Origin of the sequence: Pseudoalteromonas sp. S3260, assembly GCF_005886925.1 — a bacterium.
Lineage (GTDB): Bacteria > Pseudomonadota > Gammaproteobacteria > Enterobacterales > Alteromonadaceae > Pseudoalteromonas > Pseudoalteromonas tetraodonis.
Map to the genome: position 1 here is coordinate 1 of NZ_PNCV01000062.1, position 18,045 is coordinate 18,045.

At 42.1% G+C, this 18,045-nt stretch carries 18 protein-coding genes; 2 read left to right on the forward strand and 16 right to left on the reverse strand.

Going from position 1 to position 18,045, the window contains the following annotated elements; translation table 11 throughout:
- Positions 1–362: 362 nt before the first annotated feature.
- From CWC14_RS11125 to yceD, 14 genes are all read right to left on the reverse strand, one after another.
- Positions 363–2,222, reverse strand: coding sequence for an alkaline phosphatase D family protein (locus tag CWC14_RS11125; protein WP_138562953.1), 1,860 nt, complete (start codon positions 2,220–2,222; stop codon positions 363–365).
- Positions 2,223–2,226: 4 nt separating this feature from the next.
- Complete coding sequence (locus CWC14_RS11130; RefSeq protein ID WP_138562955.1) at positions 2,227–3,006, reverse strand: TatD family hydrolase; 780 nt, start codon at positions 3,004–3,006, stop codon at positions 2,227–2,229.
- 17 nt (positions 3,007–3,023) lie between these two features.
- On the reverse strand, positions 3,024–3,350 hold the full coding sequence (locus CWC14_RS11135) for a PilZ domain-containing protein (protein ID WP_008109887.1): 327 nt from the start codon (positions 3,348–3,350) through the stop codon (positions 3,024–3,026).
- A 12-nt stretch (positions 3,351–3,362) separates the two neighbouring features.
- Positions 3,363–4,277 (reverse strand): DNA polymerase III subunit, encoded by a 915-nt coding sequence (locus CWC14_RS11140; protein ID WP_096038371.1) that lies wholly within the window; start codon positions 4,275–4,277, stop codon positions 3,363–3,365.
- Position 4,278: 1 nt separating this feature from the next.
- Positions 4,279–4,905: a dTMP kinase gene (gene tmk / locus CWC14_RS11145; RefSeq protein WP_138562957.1), complete on the reverse strand. Its 627-nt coding sequence runs from the start codon at positions 4,903–4,905 to the stop codon at positions 4,279–4,281.
- 5 nt (positions 4,906–4,910) lie between these two features.
- Positions 4,911–5,897: an endolytic transglycosylase MltG gene (gene mltG, locus CWC14_RS11150; RefSeq protein ID WP_138562958.1), complete on the reverse strand. Its 987-nt coding sequence runs from the start codon at positions 5,895–5,897 to the stop codon at positions 4,911–4,913.
- A complete protein-coding gene (pabC, locus tag CWC14_RS11155; protein WP_138562959.1) occupies positions 5,897–6,694 on the reverse strand; it encodes an aminodeoxychorismate lyase in 798 nt (265 codons plus the stop codon). Before pabC ends, mltG begins: the two co-directional genes overlap by 1 nt.
- 67 nt (positions 6,695–6,761) lie before the next feature.
- Positions 6,762–8,000 (reverse strand): beta-ketoacyl-ACP synthase II, encoded by a 1,239-nt coding sequence (gene fabF, locus CWC14_RS11160; RefSeq protein ID WP_138562960.1) that lies wholly within the window; start codon positions 7,998–8,000, stop codon positions 6,762–6,764.
- Positions 8,001–8,269: 269 nt separating this feature from the next.
- Positions 8,270–8,506, reverse strand: a complete 237-nt coding sequence (gene acpP, locus CWC14_RS11165; protein WP_008109873.1) for an acyl carrier protein — start codon at positions 8,504–8,506, stop codon at positions 8,270–8,272.
- Between the two features lie 250 nt (positions 8,507–8,756).
- Complete coding sequence (gene fabG, locus CWC14_RS11170; protein WP_138562961.1) at positions 8,757–9,503, reverse strand: 3-oxoacyl-ACP reductase FabG; 747 nt, start codon at positions 9,501–9,503, stop codon at positions 8,757–8,759.
- Positions 9,504–9,514: 11 nt separating this feature from the next.
- Positions 9,515–10,441 carry an ACP S-malonyltransferase gene (fabD, locus tag CWC14_RS11175; RefSeq protein WP_138562963.1) on the reverse strand — a complete coding sequence of 309 codons (927 nt, stop codon included), beginning with the start codon at positions 10,439–10,441 and terminating at the stop codon, positions 9,515–9,517.
- 53 nt (positions 10,442–10,494) lie between these two features.
- Positions 10,495–11,535 carry a phosphate acyltransferase PlsX gene (plsX, locus tag CWC14_RS11180; protein ID WP_138562965.1) on the reverse strand — a complete coding sequence of 347 codons (1,041 nt, stop codon included), beginning with the start codon at positions 11,533–11,535 and terminating at the stop codon, positions 10,495–10,497.
- An 11-nt stretch (positions 11,536–11,546) separates the two neighbouring features.
- Positions 11,547–11,717 carry a 50S ribosomal protein L32 gene (gene rpmF / locus CWC14_RS11185; RefSeq protein WP_008109865.1) on the reverse strand — a complete coding sequence of 57 codons (171 nt, stop codon included), beginning with the start codon at positions 11,715–11,717 and terminating at the stop codon, positions 11,547–11,549.
- A 9-nt stretch (positions 11,718–11,726) separates the two neighbouring features.
- A complete protein-coding gene (gene yceD, locus CWC14_RS11190) occupies positions 11,727–12,251 on the reverse strand; it encodes a 23S rRNA accumulation protein YceD (RefSeq protein WP_013464694.1) in 525 nt (174 codons plus the stop codon).
- Between the two features lie 131 nt (positions 12,252–12,382).
- Between yceD and CWC14_RS11195 the strand changes: the two genes are divergently transcribed.
- A complete protein-coding gene (locus tag CWC14_RS11195) occupies positions 12,383–12,988 on the forward strand; it encodes a Maf family protein (RefSeq protein ID WP_138562966.1) in 606 nt (201 codons plus the stop codon).
- Between the two features lie 4 nt (positions 12,989–12,992).
- On the opposite strand, the gene CWC14_RS11200 is transcribed toward CWC14_RS11195, so the two are convergent.
- The gene (locus CWC14_RS11200) at positions 12,993–13,637 is read right to left on the reverse strand and encodes an HAD-IA family hydrolase (RefSeq protein WP_138562970.1); all 645 of its coding nucleotides are present in this window, start codon (positions 13,635–13,637) and stop codon (positions 12,993–12,995) included.
- An 11-nt stretch (positions 13,638–13,648) separates the two neighbouring features.
- Positions 13,649–14,608, reverse strand: coding sequence for a 23S rRNA pseudouridine(955/2504/2580) synthase RluC (gene rluC / locus CWC14_RS11205; RefSeq protein WP_036982979.1), 960 nt, complete (start codon positions 14,606–14,608; stop codon positions 13,649–13,651).
- A gap of 769 nt (positions 14,609–15,377) precedes the next feature.
- On the opposite strand from rluC, the gene rne reads away from it, so the two are divergent.
- A partial coding sequence (gene rne, locus CWC14_RS11210) for a ribonuclease E (protein WP_138562968.1) occupies positions 15,378–18,045 on the forward strand: 2,668 nt, incomplete at its 3' end.

Consider the following 18,045-nt stretch of genomic DNA (forward strand, 5'->3'; position numbering starts at 1 on the left):
ATAAGTTGATTGATGCAGTGGCCTTTTAGATATTTAGCTCGAAGCTCGTCGCCCGCCGCTAACGACATTAAAAATGACGCGACATGAAGTCGCTGCTACAAGTCGGCAATAATATCAACCTAGAACCGGCTTGACCCTCTCATTTGTTTCTCATTCCCTTCTCTTTGTTCAAAAAATATTTTAGTGATTTTTTTACCACAGAGGGTTAAGAGACGCTGCGTTTTGGATATTGAGCCCGCAACTCGAAGCTCTTCGCCCGTCGCTCACGACATTAAAAAATGCCGCGACATGAAGTCGCTGCTACAAATCAGCAATAATATCAAACTGATACCTAGCACCTAAAACCTATCGCCTGTTCAAATTTACTGCTCTTCTAAATCAAATTCGGTGGTGTGGCCGTCGCCGTGTATGAGCTGGTAACGGTCTAAATTACCGCCTTTGAGAGTGACCAAACTAATAGCCGAATCACTTACTAGGTACTTTTGCCCTTTGCCTTTAGTTTGGTGTTTGTCGACTTCCATGTGCCAGCGTTTGGTAAAAAAGTTAAGCGGACTTTTAGGGCCATATAAAATGGAGTCGAGCTTATCAAGCACATTTATTAGCTTACGCGGGAACTCGTTTTTAATGCCACTGGCTGTGAGCTGCCAAATTCTGTTGGGGTGATCGCCAAAACGCTTTTGCACTGAAAAACAAAACGAATAATGCACGTCGCCTGATAAAATCAGCGTTTCATTTGGGGTGTCGGTACGTCTAAATGTGTCGAGCAATTTTTTAGCTGAACCTTCGTGCGCCATCCAGTTTTCTACATCAACCATAAGTGGTTGCCCACACATGTTAAACACCGCTTGAATTGCCTCTATCGATTTAACCCCAAACACCGGTGCGGGCGATACAATAATGACCTGGTCATGGCTGAGTAGGCTTTCTTCAAGCTCTGTGAGGCGTTCCCAATCTAACAAGCCTGAGGGTTCATTAAAGTTCTGCTCGTTACGCCAGCGGTGTGTTCGGGTATCAAGCACCACCACTTTAGGAATAGTTGTTAGCTCATAATGCCAATGGTTAAAATCGTTTAGATATTTATCAAATGCTTTGAATTGCCATTGCGTATCCCCAGCTAGACTTGTTGTAAATGGAGTAAGTAGCGCACCGGTTTTTTGTAGCGCGTCGTTCCCCATTCCCTGAAACAGCCAATAGCTTGCTAAGCCATTATTTACAATACGCTTGCTACTGGGGTTTTGGTTTATCGCTTGCTCCCACCCGGCGGTGAGGTTCCAATCATCAGTGACATCGTGATCGTCAAACATCATTAAAGTAGACACATTGGCACATAATCGCTCTACCTCAGCTAAGCCTTTAGCGTAATCAATGAGTGTGGCTTTTTCTGTGCTAAACAATGCTTGGCTTTTTTCGTTACCGCCTGAGTAATTTAGCTTTGATAAGTCAACATACTGCCACGCGGCACTACTAAAATTAAGTAAATACAGTGCCACAAATTCTTCAAAATGAATAAGGTGGTTATACGCTTTTACGCTAGAAAAATGCGGCTCGTCTTTTTTTAACCAATAACCTATGCCTAATTTAGAGCGCTTTTTCCATGAGGTTGTGGGTAGTAAATGATGGCGGCCATAAAGCTGTTGGTTAATATCCTCGGGTAAATCCAGCGCAAGCGGTTGCTCTTTGTAAATGCCTAATTGCTTAATGAGTTGATGGATAGCTAATAACATAGGCCCTGCTACATCGTCAGCATATACCTGATCGCCCGAGAGTAATAGCAACTGCGCACCTTGCTGATTATTACTGCGTTGAGTAGCTTGCCACTGACTTGAACTAACTAGGCTGTCTTTTGCGGGATGATGTGCATTGCGACATGAGCCATGCAATATTTGCGTCAGTCTTTTGGGGATCACAAACGCAGGTAACGCGCCATCATTAAAACTAAACGCTGATAAATCAACGGGGCTGTCATCAAAAAATAACTGATATTGTAGTAATATGTCGCGCGGGAACTGACTGTTTATGGGTTTAATAACTATAAACTGTAAAAATAAATGTTCACCCAGTCTAACGCTGTTTTGTTCGCTATAGCATTCGTAGCCCATTAGCTCTATACGGCCGTTTACCTGCTTTGAGGTAGCAAACTGAATACAAACTGTGGTTTTTTCTGCTCGGCGCACCATAGGCCCCATAAGTAACAGCGGGTGTTGCACCGAGAGAGTCGTCATGAGGTTAGCCTTTAGCTGCTAATTTAAATAAAGAATAAAAATTATCGGTGGTGACCTTTGCCAACTCGTTAAAGCTAATACCTTTTAGTTCACTAATATAGTAAGCAACGTCTTCCACGTACGCTGGCTGATTAGTTTTACCACGGTACGGTACTGGGGCTAAATACGGCGAGTCGGTTTCAATAAGCAGTCGATCAAGTGGGATTTGTTTTACCACTTCTTTAAGCTCTACCGCATTTTTAAAGGTTACAATACCTGAAATAGAAATATAAAAACCCATATCAATGGCTTTTTTAGCCATATCCCAATCTTCGGTAAAGCAATGTAATACCCCACCGCAGTTTTCTGCTTTGTGTTCACGCATTAAATTAATGGTGTCGGCACGTGCGTCGCGGGTGTGAATAATAAGTGGCTTTTGTAATTCGTTGGCTACTTCAATATGGCCAACAAAGCTTGCTTGCTGCACTGCGTGAGTGTCTTTTGCGTAATAGTAGTCAAGCCCGGTTTCGCCAATGGCCACTACTTTGTGGTGCGAGGCTAAATCAATTAATTGCTGTTTGTTAAGTGCATCTTTTTGATCAAGCGGATGTACACCACATGACGCTGATACGTCGTCGTAATGCTTAATTTGCTCTAGCATGTTAGGGAACTGATCAAGTGTGACGCTCACACATAAAAAGTGTTCTACTTTTTTGGCACGGGCGTTATCAAGTACTTGGTCTAGGTTTAAATCGAGTTTATCAAAATCAAGACGGTCTAAATGGCAATGAGAATCTACAATCAAAATAAGGCCTGTTTTTACTACATGGTATAAGTTGGATTGCCGGAGTTTAACATAGTCCCCAGCAGTTTTTCGATCTTCGCGTTTAGGTTTGTTTTATCATCTAAAAAGCTAATGCCGATCCCCGGAGGGTTTGAGCTTTGTGCACCTTGCGGAGTGATCCACGTGACTTTGCCGGTGACCACATCGTCTTCTAGGGCATCAGGTAAGGTTACTCGTAAAGCGAGTGAATACCCAGGCTCATAACGCATATTGGTGCGTACAAATAGCCCCCCTTTTTTTAAAAAAGGCATGTAGCAGCGATATAGTTCGTCAAGGTCATCTATATCAACTAATAGCTCTTGCATATCTAATCCTTTTTATTGGTTGCGTAATGTATACGCTAGTCGTGATACCGCAAGCGGTAAGTTTAGCCCAAGAATTTGTATGTTATTTTGTAAAAAATCATTCAAGGCTTGCTGTGCAACTTGGTAGGCTTCAAAACTCATGCCGTTTAAAAGCTGCTGTTTTAGCTGCTCACTTAAAAATAAGGTAAAAATACGAACAAGCTCAGGCTGTTTATTTATTATATCGACTAACGCATTGAAATTATGGCTTTGTTTAAACTCAGTTGCAAATTTATAGAGTGTATCAATGCTTTCTAGCTGATTTTGCTGTTGCCACTGCTTTACTTGCAGGGGTTGACTGTAAAACAATGATAACCATGGGTAGTTAGGTACATCTAAAGAACTTAGCCACTGCTGTGCTAGCTGGCTGTTGGTTACTTTGACCTCAGTTTTAGCACAGCGGCTTAAAATAGTCGCTGGTAATTGCGCCGCTTGGCTGGTTGTGAGAATTAAAAACCGGCTGTTACTGGGCTCTTCTAAGGTTTTTAATAATGCATTTGCTGCCGCCGTGGTCATTTTTTCGCAGTTTTCAATAATCGCTACTTTATTGCCATTTTGCGCAGCAGACTGATGCATAAAATCGCTTATGCCGCGTATGTCGTCTACACCTATGCTTTGCCCTTCTACTTGGGTAACGCGTTTATCTGGGTGCGTCCCAGCTAGATTTAACGAGCAGCTTTTACACTGCCCACACGGCGTTAACACGCTATTAGGTGCACTCAACTGCGATTGTGTATTGTGACATAACAAACTGTTAGCTAATTGATCGCTTAGCTCAAACTTGCCTACCCCAATAGGCCCGCAAAATAACTGCGCGTGATGAAAGCGCTGCGCTTTATAGCTTTGTGCTAAGCGTTGCTCTACATCGTTAAGCCATGGCAATGCCATATTATTTTAACCCTGAAAAAAATGTGCGCAGTACATTGGTAATATCACGATGTACTTTATCAATACTTTGGTTGGCATCGACTGTTTTTATGCTGTCGTCATCATTTGCAAGCTCAATGTAACGCATACGGGTGCGCTGAAAAAACTCAATGGCTTCTTGTTCAATTCTATCGAGTTCACCCCGCCCTTTTGCACGTTCAAGACCAATAACAGGGTCAATATCAAGGTAAATGGTTAAATCGGGTTTTAATCCTTTTAACACCATAGAAGATAACGACGCTAACGTGTTTGCACTAATTCCTCGCCCGCCGCCTTGATACGCCTGTGACGATAAGTCGTGACGATCAGCCAATACCCATTGCCCTTGCTCAAGTGCTGGGTTGATCACATTGTGAATTAGCTGTGAGCGAGCTGCGTACATAATAAGTAGCTCAGTTTCAAAGGCAATTTCTTCTTGATGCTCTGCTTTTACTAAGGTACGTAAGGATTCAGCCAATGGCGTACCACCGGGTTCACGCACATTAATAAAATCAATATGATGATGGTTTAAAAAGTCTTGGCACAAGGCAATAGCGGTTGATTTACCTGCGCCTTCTAGGCCTTCTATAACTATAAATTTTGGTTTCATAAACACTAATTCTTTTTATTTAAAATATACCGGTTAACCGCCGCATTATGTTGCTTTAATGTGGTTGAAAACTGATGGCTGCCATCGCCTTTTGCTACAAAGTAAACATACTCGCTTTTAGGCGGGTTTACTGCGGCTAAAATCGCTTCTTTGGATGGCATGGCAATGGGCGTGGGCGGTAATCCGTTAATACGATAAGTATTATACGGTGTGTAATTTCTCAAGTCTTTACGTTTAATATCACCGTCAAAACCTTCGCCTAGGCCATATATTACGGTTGGATCGGTTTGTAAGCGCATATTGGTATTTAAGCGATTAATAAACGCTGAAGCAATTAACGGGCGCTCACTGGCAAGCGCGGTTTCTTTTTCGATTATTGAAGCCATGATCAGGGCTTCATAGGCAGTGTCGTAAGGTAAATCACTTGCCCGTTGCTGCCATGCATCTGCCAATGTTTGCTGCATTTTTTGCGCTGCACGCTTTAATAAACTACTCGCATTGTCGTTACTATGATAATGATAAGTATCGGGAAACAACCACCCTTCAAGGTGAGTTTGCTTGCCGATTATTTGCTCGCCAAGCTGCTCGAGTTTTAAATCGTTTTGTAAATGTGAAGCAATTTTTACCGTATTTAATACATCTCTAAGTGCTTGGCCTTCAATAATGGTAAAGCTAAAACTAATTTGCTCACCTTGGTTTATTTTTTTTATGTTGTTTATTACGCTATCTGCGCTTAGCTCGTACAAACCTGCTTTTAGGTCAGTCAAGGTTGGGTCGAGTTTAGCTAATATTTGAAACCGCCAGCAATCCTCTAGCCACTGCTGCTGTTGCCATTGGCGACATAACTTATTAAAACCGGTGCCTTTTTCAACTTTAAATTGGGTATTAGTAGCTACCTTTAGTGGCGTTTGAATGGTTGCTTGTAATTGCTGGTAGCCAATCACAGAGCTAAAAAAAGCCAGTAGTAATACTGATAATATAACTTTTAACACTAAGCCTCCTTGGCTAGTAACTCGTTTAGTAATGATTGACTATGCGCAATATCAAAACAGTACTCGCCTATACTTTTTACGGGCACAATTTTCATTAAACTATTACATACAAATACCGCGTCTGCTTGGGTAAGCTCATCAACGCTAATAGTTTTAAATTCAATTGCTAATTTATCACATAAAGATTGCAGAAAAACACCTTTAATGCCGCACTCATCAAGCCTGGGGCTAATTACTTTATTATTTTTTATTGCAAAAATATTAGCCGCTGAGGTTTCAATTACATTGCTGTTGTAGTCAAGTACAAGTGCATCATCACTTTGCTCGGCTTGTAGGGCATTTTTAATCAATACTTGCTCAAGCCTATTTAAGGTTTTAAGCCCTGCTAAGTGCGGTTGTAAAGCCAGTTTAATTGGGCTAATAGCTAAACTAATTCCTGTCTCGTGTAAGCTGTGATAATGCGCTGGATAAGGTAAAACACTCACAATAATGTTTAAATTACATTCGCTTGGTGGCGCATAGCCTCGCCCGCCCTCGCCACGTGTTACCACTATTTTAAGAACCGCTTGAACCTGTGATGCTATTTGCTGAATAATGTGCGACTCAAGTGCGCTAAACTCAAGCGCCGGAAACCCTAAACGCTGCGCACATTCAATTAAACGCGCTTTATGATAAGCCCAATGCTCAACCTGTCCATGAGTAATAATTGCGGTTGTAAAAAAGCCATCGCCATAGTTTAAGCCTCTATCGCGGGTACTTACGCTACTGGTTTCACTTGCTGTTATTATTGTTTGCATATTTTTTACACATAAAAAAACCCAGTTAAACAACTGGGTTCTTATTGTCGTTCGTTGTTAAAAAAGATTATACCTTTTTAAACAGTAACGAGCCATTAGTACCACCAAAACCAAATGAGTTACATAAAGCGTAATCAAGTTTGGCGTCTCGCGCTGTGTGCGGTACGTAATCTAAATCACACCCTTCATCTGGGTTGTCTAGGTTAATCGTGGGTGTTACTTTTTGCTCGGTCAACGATAAGATAGACACTATCGACTCAACAGAGCCCGCTGCACCTAGTAAATGACCCATCATCGATTTAGATGAGCTTACCATTACATCTTTCGCTGAATCACCAAAAATGGTTTTAACCGCTGAGGTTTCGGCTTTGTCACCCGCGTGAGTAGACGTACCGTGTGCGTTAATGTAGCCAACTTGCTCTGCATTTACTTGCGCATCGTTTAATGCGTTTTCCATAGCCAGTGCTGCACCTGCGCCGTCTTCTGGTGGCGAGGTCATATGGTAGGCATCGCCACTCATGCCAAAGCCAACAAGTTCTGCATAAATTTTAGCACCACGAGCTTTAGCGTGTTCGTATTCTTCAACAACTACTACACCAGCGCCATCAGAAAGCACAAAGCCATCACGGTCTTTATCCCACGGACGAGACGCTGCTTGTGGGTCGTCGTTACGCGTTGAAAGCGCACGCGCGGCATTAAAGCCACCCATACCAATTGGCGTACACGCTTTTTCTGCGCCACCGGCAACCATTGCATCGGCATCGCCGTAGGCAATCATACGTGCTGCATGGCCAATGTTGTGCAGGCCTGTGGTACATGCGGTTACAATTGAAATATTAGGACCACGCAAGCCGTGCATTATCGATAAGTGACCCGAGATCATATTAATAATGGTAGACGGTACATAAAACGGCGATAACTTACGTGGGCCGCTGTTTAATAATTTAATGTGGTTTTCTTCTATTAGGGTTAAGCCACCAATGCCTGAACCTACCGCTACACCAATACGGGTTGCGTTTTGTTCAGTAACTTCGAGGCCAGAATCTTGAAAAGCTTGAACACCCGCTGCAATGCCATACTGGATAAATAAATCCATTTTTTTAGCATCTTTTGGTGACATGTAAGCCGATGCATCAAAATCATTGATTAAACCAGCAAAGTGAGTACCAAATTTTGATGTATCAAAGTGGGTAATATTTTGAATACCACTTTTAGCATCTAATAAGCCTTGCCAGGTTGATTGCACATCATTGCCTAGCGGCGTCAACATTCCTAAGCCAGTTACGACGACACGACGTTTAGCCACGGTTTGCCTCCAATAAGGAATTATTATTATACCAATTAACTTAGCTCAGTTTATTTCAGCGCTAACGCTGTTGCTAGTTATGTTATTAGTATTGGGGATGATCATACCCAAGCTACCTCAAAGTGCGAGTCTCAAACCAATAACCAACGCTGAGCAATAACAATTTAATTGCTGATTATGAGTGAGGGTTTGGAATTGAATCATGGACTTTGAGGTGGTTTGGATATAAAGATTAAAGGCAGCGAATGCTGCCCTTAATTTGCGATTAATTACTCAGCGTGAGCTGTAACGTAATCGATTGCAGATTGTACTGTAGTGATCTTTTCAGCTTCTTCATCTGGGATCTCAGTGTCGAACTCTTCTTCAAGAGCCATTACTAATTCAACAGTATCAAGAGAGTCTGCACCTAGGTCATCAACGAATGAAGCTTCGTTTTTAACTTCTTCTTCTTTAACACCTAGCTGTTCGATGATAATTTTCTTTACGCGTTCTTGGATATCGCTCATTCTTCTTTCCTTTATTAAAAACGCCAATGCGTTATTTTCAGATTGCGGCGTAGTTTACGTCCGATAATTCTCTGATTCAATCTTTTGACCATAAATAATTTGCTGGTCAAACCTCTTGAGTGTTTATTTTATCTTTTATCGCTTATTTTCAAAGCGATTTCAAGTATGTTTAAAGCAAGTTTGCGAAAAATTCAATATTTTTTAGCAAACCCGCATGCAATTTAAAGTTTATTCAATTCGCATTGCGAACTTAAACCATGTACATCGCACCATTTACATGCAAAGTTTCACCTGATACGTACGCAGCGGCGTCAGATGCTAAATAACATACTGCAGCTGCAATCTCATCTGGCTGACCTAAACGACCCGCAGGTACGTTTGCAAGCGTTGCTGCTTTTTGCTCATCTGTCAAATCATCCGTCATGTCTGTTTGAATAAAACCAGGTGCAACCACATTTACAGTAATTCCACGAGAGGCTACCTCACGCGCTAGTGATTTAGAAAAGCCGATAACACCCGCTTTAGCAGCTGCATAGTTGGCTTGACCCGCATTACCCATAGTGCCCACTACTGAGCCAATATTGATAATACGGCCGTTCTTTTTCTTCATCATTGGGCGAAGTACGGCCTTAGATAAACGGAAGATAGAACTTAAGTTGGTATCGATAATATCGTCCCACTCATTTTCTTTCATGCGCATCAATAAATTATCGCGCGTAATACCGGCATTATTTACTAAAACATCAATATCACCTAAATCGGCTTTAATTGCCGCTAATGTCGTCTCAATTGACGCAGGATCGGTGACGTTAAGCGCATAACCCTTACCGTTATCACCTAAGTAGTCACTAATTTTAGCCGCACCCGACTCGCTTGTCGCTGTGCCCGCTACTTTTGCGCCTTGTGCCACTAAGGTGTTTGCAATCGCTTTACCAATACCACGGCTAGCGCCGGTGATCAGGACAACTTTGCCCTCTAAAGAAAATAAATTACTCATATTATATACTCTTATTTAGCTGTATCGATTGATGCAAGGTCATTTACTGAGCCACACACCATCGCTTTATCAATGCGTTTTGCAAGTCCTGTTAATACTTTACCAGGGCCAAATTCATAACTTTGCGTTACACCTTGTGCAACTAATGCTTGCACTGTTTCAGTCCAACGAACTGGGCTGTATAACTGACGTACTAATGCCTCTTTAATTGCATCGGCTGAACCTTCAGCTTTTACATCAACATTATTAATTACATCACACTTAGGTGAATTAAATGTTAAAGCCGCTAAGTCAGCGGCTAATTTTTCAGCCGCAGGTTTCATAAGTTCACAATGCGACGGTACGCTAACCGATAATGGCAGTGCACGTTTTGCGCCGGCTTCTTTACAAGCGACTGATGCTCTATCTACTGCATCTTTATGACCGGCAATAACCACTTGCCCTGGCGAGTTATAGTTTACTGGAGAAACCACTTCACCTTGCGCAGACGCTTCACAAGCGGCTTTAATTTCATCGTCGCCTAAACCAATAATTGCAGCCATAGAACCTACACCAGCAGGGACAGCTTCTTGCATGTATAAACCACGGTTTTCAACCAGTTTTACGGCTTCACTTAGGCTGATCACATCGCTACATACTAGTGCTGAGTATTCGCCTAAGCTATGCCCTGCCATGACAACGTCTGCATCTGGATTTGCAGCTAACCAATGACGGTAAATAGCAACGCTTGCTGTTAATAAAGCAGGTTGAGTACGGTGTGTTTGATTTAGTTTTTCTTCTGGACCGTTAAGAACGAGGTCTGCTAGGTCATATCCTAGTGCGGTTGATGCTTCTGCAAATGTGGCTTTTACTATGTCTGAGCTTTCAAGTAGCTCGTTTAACATACCCACAGTTTGCGAGCCTTGACCTGGAAAAAGAAGTGCAATTTTTTGTGCCATAGTTTGCTCTTTTAATTAAACAAAATAAATAATGTATAACACGGCACATCAATTTACTGATTGGCCACCGCGTCTTTAGAATGTGTTTTTTCGAAGATAGCAGCAATTTTATCCGGAAGTTGACGTTCTACTTCTTTCACTGCTTCGTCGATTGCGGCATGAAATGCTTTAGCTGAGGCATTTCCATGGCTTTTAACAACAATACCGCGCAATCCTACCAGAGAAGCGCCGTTATACTGGTCGGGGTTCACTCTTTTATAGAGTTTTTTTATGATTGGCGCCAACATAAACGCCATGCACTTATAAACAACGTGTTTTTCGAGAGCGCGAGTGAATTTTTTCATGATAAGTTTGGCAATGCCTTCGCAGGTTTTAAGTGCTACGTTACCGACAAACCCTTCACAGACGATAACATCGGCTTTGCCAGAAAAAATATCGCTACCTTCGCTATACCCAATATAATTAATCAGATCGCTTTGCTGCATTAACTGCGCGGCTTGCTTAATTTCGTCGTGACCTTTAATGTCTTCGGCGCCAATATTTAATAAACTGACTTTTGGGTTATCACAGCCAAGTGCTTGTCCTGCCACTACCGAACCCATAATGCCAAACTGATACAGCATTTGCGCATCACAGTGCACATTGGCACCTAAATCGAGTAAGTAAACAGGATTTTTTCGTTCAGTGGGTACAGCCGATATGAGTGCGGGACGTTTCACTCCTGGAAGCATTTTTAATACGTAATGCGCCATAAAAAATAGCGCCCCAGTATTGCCAGAGCTAACACAGGCTTGCGCTTCACCCGATTTAACTAAATCGAGGGCAACACGCATTGAGGAATCTTTTTTTGAGCGTATAGCAACAGCGGGTTCGCAAGCATTGGTGACAACGTCATTACAATGGCGAATTATTAATCTGGGATGAGAAAGTGAATCGAGTGATTCTAATTGTTTAGCTATTACTTGCTCGTTGCCACATAAAATGAGTTTTAAGTTGGCATTAGCATTTACCGCGGAAACGGCTGCGGGGATAGATGAACGGGGGCCATAATCGCCCCCCATCATATCTAACGCTATGGTTAGATTAGTCAGCATATAGCAATCTCTTAGTTAGAAATTACTTGAACGCCTTTGTAGTAACCATCTGCAGTCACATGGTGACGACGATGAGTCTCACCAGATGTTTGGTCTACAGTTAAAGTTGGACCACTGATCGCATCGTGTGAACGGCGCATGCCGCGTCTTGCACGAGACTTTTTGCTTTTTTGTACAGCCATAGTCTTCTCCTAAGAATCTTTCTTAAGTTGTTTCAAAATATCAAATGGATTTGGTTTATCATCTTCCGCCTTTAAAACACCAAAGCTGGCAGGCTCTGCTGTATAACTGCATGAAGCTTCGTTGTGGGTAGGCACTAATGGCACTGCTAAAATAAGTTCGTCTTCGATTAACTCAAATACGTCTATTTCACCATTTTCATCAAGTGCTACTTCGTCGTAGCTTTCTGGAAGATCATCTGACTCTGCATCCAAACCGACTGGCGAATACACAAAGTCTTGATCCAAATCCAACCCTAAATCACCATTACAACGTTGACAAGTGACAGTTACGTGTGTGGACAAATTGCCACTAATCACAACTAAACCTTGCTCATCGTTTTTGCAATGAATTTTTACCGCTATTTCACCTACTTCTTCCTGGATAACCCCTCGTAAACGAGGAAGTTTCTCAAGCGGTACAATGCCGTCATACTTTAAACGGTGTTGCGCTGCTTTGCCCGGATGAAGGGTGATGGGAATTTTCACCTTTTGCATAGGGGCTGCATCATATAGATAGTTAGTGGGTTAGTCAAAGTAAAAAACCAATTTTACGTTGTTTTTCACGTGTTTTACTCACGGATCTGATTTATCCTAACTCAATCTGATTTACGCTAGGAAAACATGCCATGAAGCACTCTCTTATATTAGCCTCAAGCTCGCCTTTTAGGCAGTCTTTATTACAAAAATTTAATCTGCCTTTTGAAACGTTTTCGCCCGATGTTGACGAAACGCCTCACAGCAACGAAACACCTAACGATCTTGTTAAGCGTTTAAGCGAACTAAAAGCCGCAGCTGCGGTCGAGCATTTTGACCAAGGCTTAGCGATTGGCTCCGATCAGGTTGCTGTATTTAATGACCAAATATTAGGTAAACCACACAATAAAGAAAACGCCATAAAACAACTCAGCTTATTTAGTGGGCAAACGGTTACTTTTTTAACTGGCTTGTGTGTATACGATATAGACACTAAGCAAAGCAAAACCCTTGTTGAGCCCTTTAATGTCACTTTTAAAACGTTAACAACGGCGCAAATAAGTGCTTATTGCGATGCAGAGCAACCTTATAATTGTGCAGGAAGTTTTAAAAGTGAAGGCTTGGGTATTTGTTTATTTGAAAAGCTCAGTGGTGATGACCCAAACAGTTTAATTGGTTTACCACTGATTAAACTCAGCCAGTTATTGGCTGAGTTTGGTTTAGATGTATTAGCAGCTCAAGTGCCTAGCGCAAATTAACTGATTAACCGAGTAATATATTTTGCAACTGCTGATAGTTGTCAACGGTTGCAATCGGGGTTAATTCATTGAGTTGCGCAGCGTTGTGCACACCCATGGTTACTCCTAGTCTATCCATACCTGCGGCTTTTGCCATTGCCATATCTATTTGCGTGTCGCCTATCATTAGCGCTTCATCAACACTTACCCCTAGCTCTTCAAGCAATTGATAAAGCATATCGGGAGCGGGTTTTGATTTAGCGTCGTCGCTGGTACGCGTAGCACTAAAAAAGTGACGCAACTGGCTTTCATCTAGAAGGCGTTCCAGTCCTATTCGGCTTTTACCTGTGGCAACCGCCAATATTACGCCTTGATTTTTTAACGCAGTGAGTACCTGTGCAACGTGATCAAACACCGGTGTTGGGGTGGTATCAAGTGCATATTGCTGTTTATACCCTGCAATAAGCGCTTCGTGATGCTCACTGTAATCAGGGAACAAAGTTGCGATTGCGTTTTCAAGCGACAAGCCAATAATATTTTTACTGGCAGTATCGCTCGGCGGTTCAATATTGAGTAACTGTGCACTTTTGCGGATACAATTAACTATTTTGCTAATTGAATCCATAATGGTGCCGTCCCAATCAAAAATCACCAGCTTGTAGTTTTTCATGGTGGGTGAGATCACGCTTTTGCTGCTCTAAGTTTAACTAAACAACTTGATAGTGCTTTATCAAGCGGTGCTTCTACTCGCATAGTGGTTTCGTTTTTAGGGTGGTAAAAACTTAAATCATGGGCGTGTAAAAATAAGCGATTTAAACCACGTTTACGCATTGACTCGTCAAACCCTTGATCGCCATATTTGTCATCACAGGCAATAGCGTGGCCTTGACACTGAGTATGCACACGAATTTGGTGAGTACGACCGGTTACAGGGGATGCTTGTACTAATGAGCAATCGTTAAAACGCTCAAGCACTTTAAAGCGGGTATGCGACGGTTTGCCCTCAGTGTTATCAACACGTACTACGCGCTCACCCGATTTTAGGGTGTTTTTGCGCAAGCCTTCAGTCACATTTTTTGTTTTAGAGTCCCATTGACCCTCAACAAGTGCCCAATAATTTTTTTCCATGGTTTTTTCGCGTAATTGCTCATGCAACGCAGTCAGCACAGAGCGGCGCTTAGCGATTAGTAAACAACCTGATGTATCACGGTCTAAACGATGCACAAGCTCAAGGCTGCGCTCTTCTGGGCGTAAAACACGTAATGCTTCAATAAGGCCATAGCTTAGACCACTGCCGCCATGCACAGCCATACCCGATGGCTTGTTAATAACCATCAGGTATTTGTCTTCAAATAGAATATCGTCTTCGAGACGCGTTACTTTATCGAGTTTTGAAGGGACAAACTCTTCACGCTCTGACACTCTGATTGGTGGTATACGAATAACGTCGTCTAGCTGCAATTTATACACAGGCTTAATACGTTTTTTATTTACACGCACCTCACCCTTACGAAGAATTTTGTAAACTGCGCTTTTAGGCACCCCTTTTAAATGGGTAATAAGAAAGTTATCAATACGCTGACCTAGGTGGTCTTCGTTGATAGTGACAAAAGTTACTTGTAAGCCGGTTTTTTCTGACATTGCCTAATCACTGATTTAAGTAAAATAATTTAGTTGCTAACACGGTTATAATAGTGGGATAATCAGCAGCGCAAATATTTAGTATTTGCAAATAACAACGGTGCTTTTTAACACAACAAAACATTCGTGATGCACATTCTGGGTAACCGATCATACAGATCCGAGTTAAGTTTTCCAAAGCTTTTATACATACCCAGTTAACACGTGCGCACAACTAACGGCAATGCGCGTAATATATTGCTGCTTAAGTTTGAACATGAATTGATTTTTAAAGTGATAGTAAAAGCAATGAACAGATAATTTGTCTGATAGTGGCGGCGTAAAAAAACGCCGTTCAGAATTCGCTCAAATATTGTAGTACCGTACAGCAGCTTATTTAGAACTAAAAAATCTAATAAATAAGCGTTCATTAACATCGGTAGCGATTTTTGCTCATAAAAACGATAACGGTAGTTTTAAAAACGAAACTATGGTTTGAAGCTAAAGAGCCCTACGCACCTAATATGAATGCATTTAATAAGATTGTTATGACAGGCCAACTTCTGGATAAAACGAGTATTGAGCTAAACAGCCGACACGTTTGTATCCCCTTAGAATTTAATAGCGTGATTACACCCTATTGTTTGCCGGCATTTAAAATACTGCTTACTAAATACAGAGCCGTTCCGTTAAAGACCCAGTCGTGAGGCTGCACATTCTAAAAATAGGAACACCTGAACAGGCGAGAAAACATCGTCATGTCAGCGACACAAACTAGTAGAGTAACATTATGAAACGTATGCTAATCAATGCAACGCAGCAAGAAGAAATGCGCGTAGCACTGGTTGACGGCCAGCGCCTATATGATTTAGATATAGAAAGCCCAGGTCACGAACAGAAAAAAGCCAATATTTACAAAGGTAAAATCACACGTATTGAACCATCTTTAGAAGCAGCATTTGTTGATTACGGTGCTGATCGTCATGGTTTCCTTCCTTTAAAAGAAATTGCCCGTACTTACTTCCCACAAGGTTACACCTTTCATGGTCGTCCGAATATTCGCGACGTGATCAAAGAAGGTCAAGAAGTTATTGTACAAGTTGATAAAGAAGAGCGCGGCCAAAAAGGGGCAGCACTGACTACCTTTATCAGCGTGGCCGGTAGTTATTTAGTGCTTATGCCTAACAACCCTCGCGCTGGCGGTATTTCTCGCCGTATCGAAGGTGATGAGCGAACTGAACTTAAAGAGTCGCTAAGCCGCTTAGAACTTCCAAAAGGTATGGGCTTAATTGTTCGTACCGCGGGTGTTGGTAAGTCGTTTGAAGAATTAAACTACGATTTAAAAGCATTATTAGTCCATTGGGAAGCCATTCAACAAGCGGCAGACAGTGCAAAAGCACCATTTTTAATTCACCAAGAAAGTAACGTGATTTTCCGTGCAATTCGCGATTATTTACGTCGTGACATTGGCGAAATTTTAATTGATAAGCCTCGTGTTTTTGAAGAAGCTAAAGCGCACATAGAGCGTTTTCGTCCTGATTTCATGAGTCGCGTTAAGCTTTATCAAGGTGATACACCGTTATTTACACATTACCAAATTGAAAGCCAAATTGAGTCTGCATTCCAACGTGAAGTGCGCTTACCTTCAGGTGGCTCAATTGTAATTGACCCTACTGAAGCACTTACCTCTATCGATATCAACTCGTCTAAAGCAACAAAAGGCGGCGATATTGAAGAAACAGCGCTTAACACCAACCTAGAAGCGGCAGATGAAATTGCACGTCAACTTCGTTTACGTGACTTAGGTGGTTTAATTGTTATCGACTTTATTGATATGACACCTCCACGTCATCAACGTGAAGTAGAAAACCGCTTAAAAGATGCTGCTCGCCCAGATCGTGCGCGCGTACAAATTGGTAAAATTTCTCGCTTTGGCTTACTTGAAATGTCGCGCCAACGCCTTCGCCCTTCACTAGGTGAAGCAAGCCAAGGTGTTTGTCCACGTTGTAGTGGTCAAGGTACAATTCGTTCTAACGAATCAATCGCATTGTCTATTCTTCGTTTAATTGAAGAAGAAGCGATTAAAGACAACACCGCTCAAGTTAATGCTCAAGTGCCTGTTGCTGTTGCCGCTTATTTATTAAATGAGCAACGTCGTAGCGTTCACCGTATTGAAAAGCATCATAAATGTGATGTAGTGATTATTCCTAATCAACACATGGAAACACCTCACTACGAAGTAATGCGTTTACGTAAAGATGAAACGCTTGAAACTGTAAGCTACGAGCAAGTTGTTGCGCCTGAGCCTGAAGCATTTGAAATGTCTAAATCGCCAGCGGCACCTGTTCGTGAAGAGCCGAAGCTTAAAGGCGTCGTTATGCCTTCAACGCCTGCTCCACAAGCGGCAGCAAAAGCTGCGCCGGTAGTAGAAGCAAAAGCTGAAATTGGTTTATTTGCCGCATTAGGTAAATGGATTAAGTCGTTATTTGCAAATGAAAATGAGCAAACAACACAAGAGTCTTCTGAGAAGAAATCTCAAGAGCGTACCAATAACAACCGTGGCAATGATAATCGTCGTCGTAACAACCAACGTCGTCGCAATAATAACCCACGTAATAAACCACGCAACGAACGTAATACAGATTCTGAAACTAAAAATGAGTCAGCACCTGTAAGCGATACGCAAGAAAAGAATGAGAATCGCAATAAGCGCCGTCGTAATTCAAATACGCGTAAACGTCCTGAGCATAAAACAGAAGATAAAACGCAAGTAAAAGCAGAAGCAACTCAAAAAGCGGATACTGCAGTTAAATCTGATAAGAATGCTGAGCCAAAAGAGCAAAAGCCTAAGGTACGTCGTCAACGTCGTAATTTACGTAAAAAAGTTCGCGTACAAGACGAAAGCACAGAGCAAGTTCAAACAACTGAGCAAGCTGTTGAGCAACCAGTGGTTAAAGAAGACAAGCCACAAGTGAAAGAGCAAGCTCCTGTTGTTGAAAAGCAAGCGCCGGTATCTGATGAAAAAGCACCTGTACCTGCTAAAGAACAAGCTGAGGCTGTTGTTGATGCAAACGATAACGTGGCAACACAAGATGAAGAGCAAGAGCAAACACGTACTCGCTCACGTCGTTCACCGCGTCATCTTCGTGCATCAGGTCAGCGTCGTCGTCGCCCTGAAGGTGAAAACGCGCAAGAAAAGTCTTCTGATGAAGCGCCTGCTTTCATTCCAGTTGCGGATCAAGCCGCTGCTGAATACGAAGCAGAGCTAAAAGCAAAAGCACATAAAACGGCCGTTGATGCCTCTGATGCAGTTGAACAAAACATTGTTGAAGAAGAATTAGCGAAAGTTGAAGAGCCTGTAAAAGCTGAAGAACCAGTAAAAGCTGAAGAACCAGTAAAAACTGAAGAACCAGTGAAAGCTGAAGAACCAGTAAAAGCTGAAGAACCAGTGCAAACTG